Raw genomic sequence first — 15,104 nt, forward strand, 5'->3', positions numbered from 1 at the left:
CCGCGTGCGTACCGCATGGCCTCCGAGAAGAGAGAGCCAACTTCCTTGGTGTTGTGGGTAGTGGCGTCACACAGAAGATAATCTCGGAGGAAATCCTATGGATGTGAAGTTCGTGAATGCTGGTTCGCCGGAAGCGAGTTACGACGTGCCGGCCGACTGGGCCAAGCGCGCTTATGTCAACGACGCCAAATATCGCGAGATGTACGCGCACTCGGTCAAGGACCCGAACGGCTTCTGGGCCGAGCACGGCAAGCGGATCGACTGGATCAAGCCCTACACCAAGGTCGAGAACGTCTCCTTCGCGCCCGGCAACATCTCGATCAAATGGTTCGAGGACGGCGTGCTGAACGTCGCCTGGAATTGCATCGACCGCCATCTCGAGAAGCGCGGCGACCAGACCGCGATCATCTGGGAGGGCGACGACCCTTCCGAGTCCAAGCACATCACCTACCGCCAGCTGCATGACGAAGTCTGCAAGATGGCCAACATCCTGCGCACCCGAAACGTCAAGAAGGGCGACCGCGTCACGATCTATCTGCCGATGATTCCGGAAGCGGCCTACGCCATGCTGGCCTGCGCACGGATCGGCGCGATCCATTCGGTGGTGTTCGGCGGCTTCTCGCCGGACAGCCTTGCCCAGCGCATCAAGGACTGCGATTCCAAGGTGGTCATCACCGCCGACGAGTGCCTGCGCGGCGGCAAGAAGGTGCCGCTGAAGGCCAATGTCGATTCCGCGATCGCCAAAACCGGCGGGGTCGATTGGGTCGTGGTGGTGAAGCGCACCGGCGGCAAGATCGACATGAACCCGACCCGCGACCTCTGGTATCACGAGGCTGCCGAGATGGTGACGACGGAATGCCCGGCCGAGCACATGCATGCCGAGGACCCGCTGTTCATCCTCTACACGTCGGGCTCGACCGGCACGCCGAAGGGCGTGCTGCACACCTCGGCCGGCTATCTCGTATTCGCGTCGATGACGCATCAATACGTGTTCGACTACCACGACGGCGACGTCTACTGGTGCACCGCCGACGTCGGCTGGGTCACCGGCCACAGCTACATCCTTTATGGGCCGCTAGCCAACGGCGCGACCACGCTGATGTTCGAAGGCGTGCCGAACTACCCGGACAATTCGCGTTTCTGGAACGTCGTCGACAAGCACAAGGTCAACATCTTCTACACCGCGCCGACCGCGATCCGCGCGCTGATGCAGGGCGGCGACGAGCCGGTGAAGAAGACTTCGCGCAAATCGCTGCGCCTGCTCGGCTCGGTCGGCGAGCCGATCAATCCGGAAGCCTGGGAGTGGTACTACCGCGTGGTCGGCGACGACCGCTGCCCGATCGTCGACACCTGGTGGCAGACCGAGACCGGCGGCATCCTGATCACGCCGCTGCCCGGCGCGACCAAGCTGAAACCGGGATCGGCGACGCGGCCGTTCTTCGGCGTGGTGCCTGAGATCGTCGATGCCGACGGCAAGACGCTGGAGGGCGAGACCTCGGGCAATCTCTGCCTGACCAAGTCATGGCCGGGCCAGATGCGCACGGTCTACGGCGACCATGCGCGGTTCGAGCAGACCTATTTCTCGACCTACAAGAACAAGTACTTCACCGGCGACGGCTGCCGGCGCGATGCCAACGGCTATTACTGGATCACCGGCCGCGTCGACGACGTCATCAACGTCTCCGGCCACCGCATGGGCACCGCCGAGGTCGAGAGCTCGCTGGTGGCGCATGAGGCGGTGTCGGAAGCCGCCGTCGTCGGCTACCCGCACGACATCAAGGGCCAGGGCATCTACGCCTATGTCACGCTGATGAAGGGCACCGAGCCGACTGAGGCCTTGCGCAAGGAACTGGTCGCCTGGGTCCGCAAGGACATCGGCCCGATCGCCTCGCCGGACCTCATCCAGTTCGCGCCCGGCCTGCCGAAGACGCGCTCCGGCAAGATCATGCGCCGCATCCTGCGCAAGATCGCCGAGGACGAACCGTCGAGCCTCGGCGACACCTCGACCCTCGCCGATCCGGCCGTGGTCGACGACCTCGTGCAGAACCGGCAGAACAAGAGGGGTGCGTAGGCGTAGGAAAGCGACCGTATCGTACCAACGGCATACCGAATGCTCGAACCTGTGGAGACAACGCTGTGAGATTAGTTCTGTTGGGGGCCCCTGGATCCGGGAAAGGGACTCAGGCGGCCCGTCTTGCCAAGCGCCTGGACATTCCTCAACTGTCGACCGGCGATATGCTGCGAGCGGCCGTATCCGAAGGAACGCCAATCGGGACAAAGGTAAAGGCGACAATGGAGCGCGGTGAACTTGTTCCCGATGATCTTGTCGTGGCCATCGTTGCCGAGCGCATATCGCGACCTGATGCGAAGTCCGGGTTTATCTTGGACGGCTTTCCCCGGACCATTGCTCAGGCGGCGGCGCTCGACGATATTTTGCGCGCGGCCGATCTTCGAATTGACCGCGTGCTGGAATTGGACGTCGACGAAGCCGCTCTGCTGAGCCGCATCCTCAACCGCGCGAACGAAGCAAGATCCAATGGCCACGCACGCGCGGATGATAACGAAGCTGCGCTGAGAGTGCGCCTGGCCGAGTATCGCGGCCAAACCAGACCGCTGGCCGACTATTACCGTGAGCAAGGACTTCTGAAGAGCATCAATGGTCGGCAATCGATTGACAAGGTAGCAAGCTCGCTGTTGGAGGCGCTCGATGCTTGAGAGAGCGAGAGTTAGTGGGTAGCCAAGGTCCGGGCTCAAACCCGACGCCTCCACCATATCGAAGCTACCTTGCCGCTTCCGGCTCAGCATGGGGATAGGGGCGGCAAGTCTATGTCTGTTTTAGTCTGGCCCGAGCGGCACCGCGCCGTTAAACTGGGAGGACGCGATGCATTGACTGGCGTCAAACCAAAGGCAACCTAATACTGCTAGATGCGCTTATCCGAAAAGCTGGGGCATGATATGATTATCTGTGGCCTGAAGTCTTTCATGATTGCCGGTCTGACCGCTGGTTTCGCCGCGGCCGCTCACGCTGAAGACGCCGATGTTGGCAAGGCGGAATTTCAAGCGTCGTGCGCAAGCTGTCATGGCGTAGATGGAAAGGGCAAAGGACCTGTTGCTGGGCAACTGAAGGTACCGCCTGCCGATTTGACGGCCTTGGCCAAGAACAACAACGGGGTCTTTCCTATTACCGCCGTCTACGAAGCCATAGATGGGCGGAGAACAATTTCCGCGCACGGCACGCATGAAATGCCGATTTGGGGGGAACGATTCAACCCCGTCAAGGGCTTGCCTCACATTGTCGATCCGGCCTACGACGCGCTCGATCCTTCCCGGGATTTGCGGGAGGTCGTCGTGCGAACACGAATCCTTGCCATTATCGATTATCTGAATCGCATTCAGCAGAAGTAGCGCGCCGCGAAAGCGCACGGCCCCCCCCGGCAACGCAATCTGCCGCAATAGATGGGCGGCAACCGCACGCACGCATCCAGGCTCGTCCTATCATTGATCCCCATCAAGGCCGCTGCGAGTAAAGTCGCTAATGGTCATATGGAAAACGGAGGATCAACGATGACCGGCATAGTGCTTGACGCACAGCAAATTCAGAACGCTCCAGCTCCCGTTCGCCTCTGGCTTGAGCAGCAGATTTCGGCCGCTCTCGGACCGAAGCCGGCAGCCGGAGCGTCGTCGCCTCGCCTGGCTGCCTGCACGGAAGCTCAGGCAGCGAACCTTCTCAATCGAATCAGACAGGCGCCATCTGCGGTCGAAGTGTTCTTCGGGCTCGCCCATCCCGAGATATCGTTCGGCGAGCCGCCTGTCGTGACGTTCCGTCTCCTCGATCTTCAGCGTCGCGCCAGCCTGGAGAACGTCACCAAGCTGCTGGAATGTTTCGATCTCATCAACCGGGCGTTTGCGGAAATATGTGGCGATCCGGCAGCCAGGTTGTGTGATTTTGACGCCGCAGGGCATTGCGCGATTCTGCCAGCCACCCAGGGCAGCATCACCGCGCTGTGGAAGGCAATCATTGCGGCTGAGCGGCCTGGCGTGCTGCCGATCGCCGCAGCCGAATAGGCGGGCGGGGGCGAGATGACTCCGAAAGGACCATGCCGCAAGTTGGCGCGAAAGTGGTCCGAACGCCTGTCGTTATCCGTGATCGTCGTCACGTGCATGCTCCTGCTCTGGCCTGGGCTGGCGCAAGCAGGGGAAATCCGGGATGTGCAAACTCTTGCTCCACTGGTCGGGAAGGTCATCCAAAGTGTTGTCGGCATAAAGGCCAGCACGGAGGCTGCGGCAGCCTCCCGGTCAATGGGCGCTGGTGCCGAGCTTCCCAATGGTCCGCTTCCCACGACGAAGGACGTGTATGGTGCGGGCGTCATCATCAAGGCGGAGTCCGGATTGATCGTGACGAGCAATCATGTAGTCAACGGCGCCAAGACACTATCGGTCCGATTGCCGGACGGGCGCCAGCTCGACGCCAGATTTGTAGTGGCCGACGAGCGATATGACCTGGCGATGCTGAGGATTTCGGCCTCCGGCCTGACCGCAGCCCGCATCGGTCGATCGATCGACGCAGAGCCCGGGGATTTCGTCCTTGCGGTCGGTGGCTCCGCGGGATCCACTCCGAGCGTTAGCTTCGGCATCGTCAGCGCTCTGCATCGTTCGCGGCCTGGCATTCCCTGCCAGGATCTCATTCAGACCGACGCGTTGCTGGATCGTGGCAGTGCAGGCGGGCCGCTGTTCAATCTGCGGGGCGAAGTGATCGGCATTGTCGCCGCCAGCGTAGGCGAGACCGAATCCGAGCGCGCCTTTGCGGTTCCCTCGGATGCCATCGATCGCCTGTTCGTCAGGATGAACTAGGTGTTCGCTGCGATCCTGGATCGATTTGAGGCCGTTTGATCCGATCTGGAGTTTCCCGGCCCTGGAGAGGAGCCGTTGAAGCGGAGGATGTCGAGATGGCGGGAATTCCAAACAACGCGCTGGTGTTTGTCGGGGACGGGCGCAAGGCATTGTTGCTCCGCAACGAAGGCGATGATCGGGTTCCCAACTTGAAGGCGGAGGCTGTCTTCGACGATCAGAATCCGGCGACGCATCTGCAAGGCACGGACCGCCCCGGACACTTCGTAAAGGGGATCGTCTCCGGTCAGCGGGGAGCCGTCGAACCGACGAACTGGTACGAACTCGAGGAGTATCGATTCACAAGGCGGATTGCGCGGGCAGCAGAGACCATGGTCCGGAGTCGAAGAGCGACGGCGCTTGTCATCGTCGCTCCACCGCGCACTCTGGCACAGCTTCGAGCGACACTCGCTCCCGATGTCAGACGCCACATCATTGCGGAGATTGCCAAGGATCTGACCAGGCTTCGCGTCGGGGAAATTGAAAGGCACATTGTGGAAGCACTTGCGTCGCACACACGATAGGTACTGTGCGGCCGACAGTACCTCAAGAGCGAGTTCAAGAGTAAGTCCGTCTCGTCGTATAGAACAGCCAGATCGCTACGACGGCCAGCAACGCTGACATTATCCGCCTGATGAGCATTGTATTTGCCCGTTTTTCGATGCTTGGCCGGATGGCGTTGGCTGAAATCACGACAGCCGTATGAACTGCAGTCGCTATCGTGACGTATACTGTCAGCAAGATCGCCGTCTGCAGAAGCAGTGGACGCGCCTCGTCGATAAAAGTCGGAAAGATCGATAGATAGAAAACACCGGCCTTGGGATTGAGAAGATTGGTAATCAAGCCCCTGAGGAAAAATCTGGTGTTCGCCGTCGCTTCGAATGGCTTGGTGATCTCTTGTGGTGCATCGCGCCATCCTTGCCAGGCAAGCCAAAGCAGGTAGAGCGCGCCACCCCAGCGAAGGGCTTCGTAAATCGGGTCGGAGGCAGCCACGATAGCTGCAAGGCCGAGCGACGATGCGATTCCAATTCCTAACAAGCCCAAGGCGACACCGGCTGTCGCGGCAAGACCGGCCCTGCGGCCAGCCGACGCGGCCAGCACCGCAAGATAGCCCATGTTAGGCCCCGGTGTCAGTTCGATGAGCGTGACCGTTAGTGTGAAAGCAAAGAGAGAGTTTTCACCCATGGATCGATCCGCGCGTCCCCCACGCGGGGTTGCCCTAGATCTTGGTTTGATGGCTTGATCTGGGTCAAATTCTCCGTGTTATGCTACCGCTCTCGATTTCGAGCTGACATGGCTGCAGTCAGCAGAACGCGCAACGGCCGCGAGCTTCCGCGAGTAGCATTCGACGTGGGCAATCAGGGTAGCGGCCCCATCCTCAGCGGCGATTCCATATTTGCCTGACAGCTCGCCGGATGATCGTGCGGCGAAAACCAGCGGGTATAAAAAGCTGCGCGGCTTATTGATCCAGATCAGCCTGGCCTTCCATTTTTGATCGATGCTGGCAGATCATCGCGTACACGAAGCTCTGGGGAGGTTGCCATGTTGGCTTTGGATGTCATGCGGACGTCTTTCTCGACGATCAAACCCGGCGCGCCATTGCTCTATGCCGTTCGTCTCTTGCTGGAAACCGGCCAGCGCGGCTTGCCTGTGCTCGATGGCTCAGGGGCGCTGATCGGTGTTATCTCCGAGGGCGACTTCCTTCATCGTCGCGAACTCGGCGTGCATTGGCCAGAGGGCTTTTGGCTCGAATGGCTGCTGAGCAGAGAGGAGGGGCGACTGGTCCGTGAGCGGACCCGGGCCCTGAGCGTCGACGCTGTGATGAGCCGCAAGCCGGTTTGCGTCGACGAACGCGCGACTGTGGATGAGATCGTGGTCGAAATGGACAAGCATCAGATATCGCAAGTCATGGTTCTCCGGGATACGCGTGTGGTTGGCATCGTCGGACGTGTGCAGCTGATCACCGCGCTCGAGCGAATACTCGCGCGATCCGAGGGCGATTGATGCGGAAGACCGCAGCAGGCAATTGTGGGCAACGCGCGAACGATCCGTGCGCGCTTCCGGTCGAGCGTACCAGCGGCGAGAAAGTAGGCTCGACTCCGCACCTTACCATCATGGAATGCTATCGCTGAATTGACCTTCTGCGCTCAGTTTGATCTGGCGCAAATATCACTGGAAATCGATGCGTTACAAAGCGCGGGTCCTTGCAGGCCGAACACGCACGTCCTTCAGAGAGGCCAGATCGTGTTGCCGGCCTGCGTTGGATGAAGGGCGGCGCCCGCCGTTGCACCCCCGTCGGCGAAGCCGCCCTTCCTCTGGACCGTTCCAATAGCAAAAGACCGAGGGTAGCATGCAAAAGGACTATGCCGACGTCTGCAAGCGCATCTCCAACAATCTGGGCCAGCTGCGCAAAGGTATTCCTGAAACCATGCGAGCGTTCTCGGCCATGGCGCAGGCGGCCACCAGAAATGGCGCGCTTGATGCCCGGACGAAGGAATTGATCGCGCTCGCGCTGGGCGTTGCCGCGCACTGCGATGGCTGCATCGGCTTCCACGCCGTGGCCCTGGTCAAGCTTGGGGTTAGCCGCAAGGAGGTCGAGGAGGCGCTCGGCTTGGCGGTCTATATGGGCGGCGGACCGTCCCTGATGTATGCCGCCGACGCGCTGGGGGCTTACGACCAGTTTCAGGAGCGCGCGGTGGTTCCCGAGCCGGCGATGGATTGATCCGACGTCACGCGCCGTGAGGCGTTGGCGAACTGCTGGAAGGGACCGGAGCTGTTCCCCTTCGATAGCCGGGAGATTGGTGCGATGTGCGCTGGAGATGGCAAGCGGCGGCTGCCGCAGCAACACGGGAGTGGAGCCGTCACCGTTGCGCAGCCACGTCAAGCGGCGAAGAATGCCGATGAGGTGGCGGAGAAGAAGCCGCGCGCCCGTAAGCCTCAGGACGACGCGTCATATTGGGCGTCCCGCGCCGAGCGGACGAAGCGGCAGGCCGCGCGACATCAGGACCAAGCGACTCGCGATCATTTCATGAAGATCGCGGCCGGATATGAGGCGCTCGCCCGCTCGGCCCGTAGCGTAGGGCAGGATCAGGCAGGTGACTAACGAAGAGTCGAGGGGATCGAGGCAGGCTTAACCTTGGCCGAGCCGCATGCGCGACAACAGGCAATGTCCGAGCTGGTGGAGCGGGGATTTGGCCGATGTCATGCTGGTTGCGATCTGCACCGCATGAATTGATCATGATCAAGGGCTGTGGGCCGGAGTCCGTTCAAAGTGAACCTTCACTAAAGGAGGCTCGGTGCCATGACACGCAACGTCGGACTCATTGATCAGTACGCCCGGATCTTCATCGGTCTGGCTCTGATCGCATATACCGTGAAGGACGGCTCGCTGGGAGCGGGATGGCTGGTCGCCGGGACTCTCGGATTCGTTTTGATCGTGACGGCATTCATCTCGTACTGTCCGCTGTACACGTTGCTGGGAATCAACACTCGGCAGAAGTCCAGCTCGGTCTAGAGATCTGATAACAGCAATGAATGAAGACCTCACTCTTGCCGAGTTGCGGTCGAGACTCGATCGTCTCGGCGCGGGCGCTGTCTTGAGAATTTCCGATCATGATTATGAGCGGTTGTTTGGGATCAACGAGGTCGCTGCCGCCAAGGCCGCACAATTTGCCAGGAAGCATCATTGCGTGAGCGTTCCGGGAGAGGGCTCGGTGTACTTCCGAAAGTCGAACTCCGACGCATATGGTTCAGCCGAGTTGGTGCAGGACGCTCCCTCAATTTCAAGCTGACCCGAAATCCGTTCAACGAACCTTCAGTCGAGAGTGATGATGGTCAGAAGCAGCTGGAAGATCTCCCAGCCGGCGGCGACCAGCAATGTCCCAACGATGAGCACACGGCCGTACCATGAGACGGTCGGACCGCTCCGACGCTGCCGGCGTCGGAGCTGATTGACCGTCGGCATCGATGTAAAGGTTGGAACGGCGTGAGCATACCTATCGCTCGCGTCGTCAAGTCTCAGTTCGTTTCGTTGCCGTGATCGATCCATTTGTGGTCAAAGCCGTGTATCTTACCGGCACCACGATCGCATTCCAGGGACGAAGGGCCTTGATGCGGATCAACTCCGGTCCCACGGCCTGGCTAATGTGTAGCGTCGTAGGTCATCCATTCAGTGCGGTATCGCTGGCAGGATATTGTCGCCCCAGTGCAGCGCGATTTGGCTCATGTGTAGCGGCTGGAAGCGCAAGGCGCTTTCCGGTCTCCGCCATGACGAGGTAGCCGAGCGTTATCAGCGTGATCGCGCCCAGGAGTACAGGCGGCAGGTCCGCGAAACCGAACAAGGAACCGAACGGTCCCAGGGCGAGGAAGATGCCTGAAGCAAGCGCGCCCAGCGAGCCCAACGCCAGGATGCGGTGCGGGCGGCTCGCGCGCCACGGCGGCCGCCGCGAGCGGATCAGGAAGATCACGAGGATCTGCGTAGCGATCGATTCCAGGAACCAGCCGGTTTGGAACGCGGCCGCATCGGTATGGAAGACCTTCAGGAGAATGGTGAAAGTCGCGACGTCGAACAGCGATGAAATCGAGCCCATGACGAACGTGAACCGCAGAATATCCGCCATATTCCATGATTGGGGTCTCTCGGCATCCTCCTCGTCGATCTCGTCAAACGGAATGCCGGTCTCGGAGAGATCGTAGAGCAGGTTGTTCAGGAGGATCTGCAGCGGCAACAGTGGCAGGAACGGCAGGGCAAGGGATGCCAGCGCCATCGACAGCATGTTTCCGAAATTCGAGCTGGTACCCATGCGGACATATTTCAGGATGTTCGCGAACGTTCGCCGTCCCTCGATCACACCGGCGCCCAGCACCGAGAGGTCAGGGGCCAGCAAAATCATGTCGGCGGCTGCGCGTGCCACCTCGGTCGCACCGGCGACGGAAATTCCAACATGGGCGGCGTGAATTGCCGGAGCGTCGTTGACGCCGTCGCCTATGAAGCCGACGACGTGACCACGCTGGCGTAGAGCCCGGATGATCCGTCGCTTCTGCTCGGGGTCGATCCTGGCGAACAGGTCGACATCCTCGATCTGGGCGGCGAGTGCATGATCGCTCAAATCGGCTATCTCGCCGCCGGTCAGGATGCGACCCGAGGGGAGGCCGACGGCATCCGCGACGTGTGCGACCACCGCAGCGTGGTCTCCGGAGAGCACCTTGATGCCGACACCGCGTGCCCGCAGGTCTCGGACCGAGTCGGCGGCATCGCGCTTGGGAGGGTCTGCGAAGGCGCAGAAACCGACCACCGTCAGGACAGCTTCGTCCTCGGTCGTGACGGTGACCCGATCCGGCGCCATGGTTCGGATGGCGACGCCGAGCAGCCGAAAGCCCTGCCGGGCATGGTCGTCCTGCAGGCGAACGAGCTCTGCACGGTGGCTGTCATCCAGCGGTCGGGCCAGGCCATCGACCTCGACCGCGATCGCGCGGGCCATGATCGCTTCCGGCGCGCCCTTGACGATCAGGAACCGGTCGCTGCCTCGCGCCGCAAGCACCGAGAGGCAGCGCCGCTCGAAGTCAAAGGGAATCTCGGCGAGCTGGGTCCAGGCGCTGGTCCCCGGCGGGTTGTCTGCAGCAAGTAGCGCCTCATCCAGCGGGCTGTGGATCCCGGTCTGGAAAGCGCTGTTCAATCGAGCCAGCTCGAGCACCCGATCGCTGGGGCGTCCCGCAGGATCAAAATGTGCCGCGAGCGTGATCTTGGCTTCTGTCAGCGTGCCGGTCTTGTCGACGCACAGCGTGTCCATTGCACCAAGATCGTGGATCGCAGACAGCCTCTTGACGATCACCTGCCGCTTCGCCATCCGCTGCGCTCCGCGCGCCAACGTCACCGTCATCACCATCGGCAAAAGTTCGGGCGTCAGGCCGACAGCGAGCGCGACGGCAAACAGGAATGACTCCATGGCCGGCCGATGTGCCACGAGATGGGCGAGCAGCACGAACAACGTCAAGAAAAGCGTCAATTTGAGAATGAGCAGGCCAAGCTTCTGGACGCCTTGCTCGAGGGCGCTTGGGGGATCGTTCGCCAACAGCTCGGCACTGATCATGCCGAAGCGCGTACGACGCCCGGTCTCGACGACAAGCATGACCCCGCTGCCGCCGACGACGCTGGTGCCGGCGAACAGGGCATTGCTCGCTTCGGCGGGTAGGCTGGTCGCGCATGGCTCGGTCGTCTTGGCGGCCGGAAACGGTTCGCCGGTCATCAGGGCCTCGTTCAGCTGGAAGTCGCGGGCCATGAGCGCGACCCCGTCGGCCGGCACGAGGTCGCCGGTCCGCAGCTCCACGACGTCTCCGGGGACGAGTTCGCTGATTGGTAGCGCCACAATTGCACCATCGCGAATGACGTCGGCCTGGATCGCAACCGAGCGCCGCAAGGCATCGGCAGCGACTTCCGCGCGATGTTCCTGCAAGATGTCCAGCGTCAGTGACAGGCCCACCACTAGCGTAATGATCACAAAGCTCGCGAAGTCGCCGCTGAAGCCCGATACGGCCGCCGCCACGATCAGGATGGCGATCAGCGGATTGACCAGACGATGCACGACCTTCTGCAGGATCGATCGCGTCCGCGACGGCTCTGCGAGGTTCGGGCCGATCCGGGCGAGCCGCTTTTCGGCCTCCTGTTGGCGCAGACCGCACCGTTGAGTGTCCAGCCTGCGCAACAGCGCATCGGTCGGCTCCCGCCAGAACGCTTCAACGGCTGGCCCATACGCGGACGGCTTGAGCGGCATGAGGGTCTCGTGATGTCGGAAAGAATTGGCAAATTGTAGTGCGGCCGAATGGATCCGCGGTTGATGTGGCTCAAGCTGCCCGCGGGCAAAAGCGTTCTTCGATAACTAATTGATTAAACGTTGGAATCGTGAGATCGCGTCGGGACCGGACTGCGCCGCGGCGTCAAATCCGACACGCCCGCAATCCGCTTTGCTCGAGGCTGCGCGGATTCCCCAACTGCGCACAGCCCGCCCCACTGAAGCTGCCGGCAGGCGTAAGCTGGCAGCTTCTTTTGGGCAGGCCGCTGTCTGATCGGAGATCCGAAGCAGCGGGTGACTTAAATCTGCCGGCACAAGCCAGCCACCATCGTTGGCACCTTTCGCATGCCTACAAGGGGCGATCGTCTTCGGTCGAGGGCTCTTCCTGCAACGAGACAAAGTCGCCGCCGCCATAATCGTCCTCCGGCAGCGGGTAGGTGATCTTAACCAGTTGGTCGTCGACCCGCTTCACGCCCGCGACGTTTTCCGCAGCAACGATCGCTGCTTTGTGCGCATTGTCGTTCCGGATGCTGCCGCGCAGGCTGACGATCCCGTCATTTACGCTGACGTTCAGTGCAGCGGGTCGCCAAGGCGCATGCGCAAATGCCGCAATGACCGACGCACGGATCTGATCGTCATTGCCGGAAGCGGAAGACCACTCGAGGCGAAGCTTTGCGATTGCCGTCATGAAATCCGTGCGCGTGACGATCCCGATCAGCTTCTTATCGCGCATGACCGGGAATCGCGTGACGCCGTGCGATTCCATGAGCTCGACGACCTGCTCGAGCGATGTATCCTCCTCGACGGTGATTGGGTCGGGCGACATGATCTGACTGACCTTGCGGCCATGTTGGCGCGCGAAGTCGAGTGCAACCTGGTTCGTGCCTGCGAGCATCGCAAGCCAGCGGCCGCGGCGCTTCTCCGTTCCAACTTCCACGCGCCGGATGAAATCTCCGTCCGACAGGATTCCGATGAGCGCTCCATCGTGATCCGTGACAGGAAGGCCGCTGATGTGATGGGACAGCATCGTCCTGATGGCATCGATCACCGATGCCTCGGCATCGATTGCAATGACGTTCCGTGACATGATCTCCCGCACGCGCACGGCGCAAATCCTCCGACATGAGCTGATGAAGCTCAGCTAACTCCTGGAACAAACAACGCGTGTTGATCCCGATCAACCGGACGGCCGTTGTTCACCGGGACCTCGCGCTCCCGAGGAGGCATCCGGGGAAGGACGACAGCGTGCCGTTGGACCGCGAAGGGGCCGGCCGCCCGCCGCGGTCGCAACCTAGACCGCTCGGCTATGCCGTGCCGTGGCGCGACCGAGGTGAGCGTCGAACGCCGAGGCGACGTTGCGGACCAGGAATCCCGCGTCATCGTTGATCAGGAGACGGTCGCCCCTCACCGTCACAGCGCCATCTGCGATCAACCTCTCGAGCCGGGACCGATCGACGACGGCCAAACTCGGGTCCCAGCGGTGCTGGTGGCATATTTGCGGCAAGTCGACGGCCATGTCGCACATGATGCGCTCGATGATGTCGGCGCGAAAGCGGTCCTCCGCCGTCAGCATGTAGCCCTTGACGGTGGCAAGCCGGTCCTCGGCGATGTGCGCCAGGTAGTCGCGTGTCGCGACTGCATTCTGCACGAAGCCCTGCGGCATGCGGCCGATTGCGCTGGCGCCGAGACCGATCAAGGTCTCGGCAGCATCGTCCGTGTAGCCCTGGAAGTTACGCCGCAGCCGGCCCTCGCGCTTTGCCATGGCCAGATTGTCGCCGGGGAGCGCGAAATGGTCGAGGCCGATGCGGATGTATCCGGCGTCGGTCAGCGCCTGCGCGATTGCCTCGGACTGACGATGCCGCTCGAGGCTATCCGGCAGCAAGTCCTCGTCGATCATGCGCTGGTGCTTCTTGAAGGAAGGAATATGGGCGTATCCGAACACGGAAAACCGGTCGGGCCGCAGCGCGACGCATTTGTCGATGGTATCCAGGCAGGAAGTGACAGTCTGAGCGGGCAGGCCGTAAAGCAGGTCGAAGTTGACGCGGCCGACGCCGGCATGGCGCAGCCGCTCGACCGCTTCCGCGGTCTGCTCAAGGCTCTGCGACCGATTGATGGCGTGCTGGACGACAGGATCGAAGCTCTGGACGCCAAGGCTCGCGCGGTTGACGCCGCTGTAGCCCAATGCTTCCGCCATCGGCTCGCTCAGGGTGCGTGGATCGATCTCGACGGCGATCTCGGCGTCGGCCTGCACGAAGAACGAGTAGCGCAGCGCGCTGACGAGGTCGGCAAAGGTCTCGGGCGTCATGATCGTCGGGGTGCCGCCACCGAAATGGATATGCGAGACGGGCAATCGCTGACCGACCGCTTCCGCGACGAGGTGCGCTTCGGTGCGAAGGCCGGCGGCGTAAATGGCGATCGGTTCGTTGTGCTTGGTGATGGAGGTGTGGCACCCGCAGTACCAGCACATCGACCGGCAAAACGGCACATGCAGGTAGATCGAGGCCGGCCGCCGAGCTGGAACCGACCTCAGCCATACCCGGTAGTCAGCCTCGCCGACCGACGCAGAAAAATGTGGAGCCGTGGGATAGCTGGTGTAGCGTGGCAGTCTGTCCTGCCCATAGGTGATTGCCAGGCTCGACCGCATTGGATTCCTTGCCTCTCACGCGCCGCCGATCATCGGAGCCAGGCTCGCCCTCTTACGCCGCCATGACCCGGTTCGACATCGCACGGTTGCGAAGCTCTACCCGGCGCGAGGTCGGTAGCGAGATCACGCCGTTCTGCTCGAGCTGGGTAAAGGTACGTGACACCGTCTCGATCGTCAGACCGAGATAGTCGGCGATATCCTGCCGCGACATCGGAAGCTCGATGGCGGCATTCTTGACGGCGCGCTGGGCCATGTCGTTGAGAAAGCCGACGACACGATCTTCGGCGCTGCAGATCAGCAGCATCAGATGCTCCTGGAAACGGCGCAGTTCCCGGGCCGTCGCATCCCACAGCTGCCGTGCCAGATCCTTTTCGTGCGTCGCACGGACCATGAGCGCGGCGCGCTTGACCACGATGACCCGCGTCTCGGAGACGGCCTCGGCCGAGGAAATATGGGTCTCGCCAGCCTCGAAGCCGAAGATGTCGCCGGGCAGATAGAATGCGCCGATCTGGCGACGTCCGTCTTCCAGGATCTTAAAGGTTCGGACCGCGCCTGAAACGACCTGGTAGAGATATTCCGCGGCCTCGTCCTCGCCGTAGATCTCGCTGTTGCGAGCGAACCGCATCGGCATCCCGATCATGCCGAAAGGCCCTTCGACGCGCGCCTGCCGGCTGAGGATGCTGGTCGGGTGGCGGCTGTTCTCGAGAGAAATGGCGTTCTGGGCCTGCATGGCGGCGCTCCATGGATGGGAAGATCGATGGAGCCAGATTGATCGCATCTTCTGG

General features: G+C 61.8%; 15 protein-coding genes. 10 read left to right on the forward strand and 5 right to left on the reverse strand.

Features of this window, described 5'->3' with window-relative positions; all coding sequences use genetic code 11:
• The first annotated feature begins 97 nt into the window (after positions 1-97).
• The 6 genes from acs to XH92_RS20010 all read left to right on the forward strand — a co-directional run bounded on the left by acs (position 98) and on the right by XH92_RS20010 (position 5,411).
• A complete protein-coding gene (gene acs / locus XH92_RS19985) occupies positions 98-2,071 on the forward strand; it encodes an acetate--CoA ligase (protein ID WP_194460713.1) in 1,974 nt (657 codons plus the stop codon).
• Positions 2,072-2,136: 65 nt separating this feature from the next.
• The gene (locus XH92_RS19990) at positions 2,137-2,715 is read left to right on the forward strand and encodes an adenylate kinase (RefSeq protein ID WP_194460714.1); all 579 of its coding nucleotides are present in this window, start codon (positions 2,137-2,139) and stop codon (positions 2,713-2,715) included.
• Positions 2,716-2,982: 267 nt separating this feature from the next.
• Positions 2,983-3,405 carry a cytochrome c gene (locus XH92_RS19995; protein WP_246788498.1) on the forward strand — a complete coding sequence of 141 codons (423 nt, stop codon included), beginning with the start codon at positions 2,983-2,985 and terminating at the stop codon, positions 3,403-3,405.
• A gap of 159 nt (positions 3,406-3,564) precedes the next feature.
• Positions 3,565-4,065, forward strand: coding sequence for a hypothetical protein (locus tag XH92_RS20000; RefSeq protein WP_194460715.1), 501 nt, complete (start codon positions 3,565-3,567; stop codon positions 4,063-4,065).
• A gap of 96 nt (positions 4,066-4,161) precedes the next feature.
• Entirely contained in the window at positions 4,162-4,851 is a 690-nt protein-coding gene (locus XH92_RS20005) for a S1C family serine protease (RefSeq protein WP_246788499.1), read from the forward strand.
• Between the two features lie 95 nt (positions 4,852-4,946).
• Positions 4,947-5,411, forward strand: coding sequence for a host attachment protein (locus XH92_RS20010; RefSeq protein ID WP_194460716.1), 465 nt, complete (start codon positions 4,947-4,949; stop codon positions 5,409-5,411).
• A 34-nt stretch (positions 5,412-5,445) separates the two neighbouring features.
• On the opposite strand, the gene XH92_RS20015 is transcribed toward XH92_RS20010, so the two are convergent.
• Positions 5,446-6,072: a LysE family translocator gene (locus tag XH92_RS20015; RefSeq protein ID WP_194460717.1), complete on the reverse strand. Its 627-nt coding sequence runs from the start codon at positions 6,070-6,072 to the stop codon at positions 5,446-5,448.
• Positions 6,073-6,429: 357 nt separating this feature from the next.
• Here XH92_RS20015 and XH92_RS20020 point away from each other — a divergent pair, with 357 nt between their 5' ends.
• The 4 genes from XH92_RS20020 (at position 6,430) to XH92_RS20035 (ending at position 8,678) form a co-directional block, all read left to right on the forward strand.
• Positions 6,430-6,891 carry a CBS domain-containing protein gene (locus XH92_RS20020; protein WP_194460718.1) on the forward strand — a complete coding sequence of 154 codons (462 nt, stop codon included), beginning with the start codon at positions 6,430-6,432 and terminating at the stop codon, positions 6,889-6,891.
• A 346-nt stretch (positions 6,892-7,237) separates the two neighbouring features.
• Entirely contained in the window at positions 7,238-7,609 is a 372-nt protein-coding gene (locus tag XH92_RS20025) for a carboxymuconolactone decarboxylase family protein (RefSeq protein WP_194460719.1), read from the forward strand.
• 579 nt (positions 7,610-8,188) lie between these two features.
• Positions 8,189-8,401, forward strand: coding sequence for a DUF2892 domain-containing protein (locus XH92_RS20030; RefSeq protein WP_194460720.1), 213 nt, complete (start codon positions 8,189-8,191; stop codon positions 8,399-8,401).
• 16 nt (positions 8,402-8,417) lie between these two features.
• Positions 8,418-8,678 (forward strand): hypothetical protein, encoded by a 261-nt coding sequence (locus XH92_RS20035; protein WP_194460721.1) that lies wholly within the window; start codon positions 8,418-8,420, stop codon positions 8,676-8,678.
• Between the two features lie 369 nt (positions 8,679-9,047).
• On the opposite strand, the gene mgtA is transcribed toward XH92_RS20035, so the two are convergent.
• From mgtA to XH92_RS20055, 4 genes are all read right to left on the reverse strand, one after another.
• Positions 9,048-11,657, reverse strand: coding sequence for a magnesium-translocating P-type ATPase (gene mgtA / locus XH92_RS20040; protein ID WP_194460722.1), 2,610 nt, complete (start codon positions 11,655-11,657; stop codon positions 9,048-9,050).
• Between the two features lie 367 nt (positions 11,658-12,024).
• On the reverse strand, positions 12,025-12,762 hold the full coding sequence (locus tag XH92_RS20045; protein WP_194460723.1) for a CBS domain-containing protein: 738 nt from the start codon (positions 12,760-12,762) through the stop codon (positions 12,025-12,027).
• Positions 12,763-12,966: 204 nt separating this feature from the next.
• Complete coding sequence (hemN, locus tag XH92_RS20050) at positions 12,967-14,319, reverse strand: oxygen-independent coproporphyrinogen III oxidase (protein ID WP_194460724.1); 1,353 nt, start codon at positions 14,317-14,319, stop codon at positions 12,967-12,969.
• 52 nt (positions 14,320-14,371) lie between these two features.
• On the reverse strand, positions 14,372-15,049 hold the full coding sequence (locus XH92_RS20055; protein WP_194460725.1) for a helix-turn-helix domain-containing protein: 678 nt from the start codon (positions 15,047-15,049) through the stop codon (positions 14,372-14,374).
• Positions 15,050-15,104: the final 55 nt, after the last annotated feature.

Origin of the sequence: Bradyrhizobium sp. CCBAU 53421 (assembly GCF_015291625.1) — a bacterium.
Lineage (GTDB): Bacteria > Pseudomonadota > Alphaproteobacteria > Rhizobiales > Xanthobacteraceae > Bradyrhizobium.

Coding starts and splice junctions, on each gene's coding strand:
- XH92_RS19995 (WP_246788498.1), top strand. CDS start 2,983: ATGATTGCCGGTCTGACCGCTGGTTTCGCCGCGGCCGCTCACGCTGAA.
- XH92_RS20045 (WP_194460723.1), bottom strand. CDS start 12,762: ATGTCACGGAACGTCATTGCAATCGATGCCGAGGCATCGGTGATCGAT.
- XH92_RS20025 (WP_194460719.1), top strand. CDS start 7,238: ATGCAAAAGGACTATGCCGACGTCTGCAAGCGCATCTCCAACAATCTG.
- XH92_RS20000 (WP_194460715.1), top strand. CDS start 3,565: ATGACCGGCATAGTGCTTGACGCACAGCAAATTCAGAACGCTCCAGCT.
- mgtA (WP_194460722.1), bottom strand. CDS start 11,657: ATGCCGCTCAAGCCGTCCGCGTATGGGCCAGCCGTTGAAGCGTTCTGG.
- XH92_RS20030 (WP_194460720.1), top strand. CDS start 8,189: ATGACACGCAACGTCGGACTCATTGATCAGTACGCCCGGATCTTCATC.
- XH92_RS20020 (WP_194460718.1), top strand. CDS start 6,430: ATGTTGGCTTTGGATGTCATGCGGACGTCTTTCTCGACGATCAAACCC.
- XH92_RS20035 (WP_194460721.1), top strand. CDS start 8,418: ATGAATGAAGACCTCACTCTTGCCGAGTTGCGGTCGAGACTCGATCGT.
- XH92_RS20055 (WP_194460725.1), bottom strand. CDS start 15,049: ATGCAGGCCCAGAACGCCATTTCTCTCGAGAACAGCCGCCACCCGACC.
- hemN (WP_194460724.1), bottom strand. CDS start 14,319: ATGCGGTCGAGCCTGGCAATCACCTATGGGCAGGACAGACTGCCACGC.
- XH92_RS20010 (WP_194460716.1), top strand. CDS start 4,947: ATGGCGGGAATTCCAAACAACGCGCTGGTGTTTGTCGGGGACGGGCGC.
- XH92_RS20015 (WP_194460717.1), bottom strand. CDS start 6,072: ATGGGTGAAAACTCTCTCTTTGCTTTCACACTAACGGTCACGCTCATC.
- XH92_RS20005 (WP_246788499.1), top strand. CDS start 4,162: ATGCTCCTGCTCTGGCCTGGGCTGGCGCAAGCAGGGGAAATCCGGGAT.
- acs (WP_194460713.1), top strand. CDS start 98: ATGGATGTGAAGTTCGTGAATGCTGGTTCGCCGGAAGCGAGTTACGAC.